This window comes from Cryobacterium sp. MLB-32 (assembly GCF_000738085.1).
In the GTDB taxonomy this organism is placed as follows: Bacteria; Actinomycetota; Actinomycetes; order Actinomycetales; family Microbacteriaceae; genus Cryobacterium.
Genome location: NZ_JPRS01000652.1, coordinates 1 through 1,042, shown reverse-complemented (window position 1 = coordinate 1,042; position 1,042 = coordinate 1). Strand labels below are relative to the sequence as shown.

Annotated in this window: 1 protein-coding gene; it reads left to right on the top strand. The window is 58.0% G+C overall.

Annotated features, from left to right (window positions below; translation table 11 throughout):
* The coding region (locus JF66_RS20675) for a hypothetical protein (protein WP_231556546.1) at positions 1-884 on the top strand (884 nt) is incomplete at its 5' end.
* Between the last annotated feature and the right edge of the window lie 158 nt (positions 885-1,042).

The following is a 1,042-nucleotide window of genomic DNA, read 5'->3' as shown; positions in this document are numbered from 1 at the left end:
CGATCAAGGCCCGTCATTCATCCCACATGGTGAGCGTACGATCACGTTCGCTCGGCATCGTGTCGCTTCAGGGCCTCTTCCGGACGACCTTGGTCGGCATACTGGGGATTGTCTTGACCGCAGGAGCGCTTCCTCCAGTAGAGTCAGGCGATGCACCCGCGTCCGCCAGCGCAAGCGAGCGCGTCGAAGGCATCGTTGCCCTGCCGGAGCAGCAAAAGATCATCCATACAGATGCTTTCGTGGGCACCCTCGGCATTGGCATTCCAGGGACGAGGACCGTGGCGTCAATTGACCCTGCCAACATCCCAGACGGTTACTTCACAGGTCAGGGTTTCGCCTTGCTGAACACGCAGCTGCCGGGCTCACAGATCAGCACCTTCCGCACCGCAGAGGGAAGCCAGTCGGTTATTCAAATCAATCAACCACAGGCTCAGCGGGAATTCCGATTCCAGTTAGATTTGCCTGTCGACGCCTCGGCTTCAATCTCAGCCGACGGTTCCGTGCGCATCTCGGATAGCGCGAACGAGACCATAGGTGGCTTCGACGTTCCCTGGGCTTTCGCAGCCGACGGCGCGGCTGTCCCGACCTTCTTTTTGATTGAAGGTGGTGACCTTGTTCAACGTGTCGACCATTCCCCGGACATGGCATTCCCAATCGTCGCCGATCCCACCGACGCTTGGGGCTGGGCAGTCTGCGTCGCTTCGGTTGGCGCTCTTGTGGCCGGCAACATGCTCGTTGCTACCAAGATCACGAAGCTCGGCGGTGTGGCAAAGGTTATTGTGACGCTCAAAGCCGCCAAAAACGCCGACGCTCGATGGAAAGCCTTGCTGACGTTCTTCGGTGAATTTACCGGAATCGGCGCTGTCCTCACCAACTGCAGTTAGCGCTGAAAGGCTTTAGCAACAATGAACCTCATAGAATCAAGCACGCTCGCACTGCTGGTGATGAATGTCTTTCTCACAGTTGTCCTGTGCGTCATGCTGGTCAGAAAACAGCGTTTGGCCGTGCCCTTCAAGGCCTCCTACGCCATCTACCCGGGTGC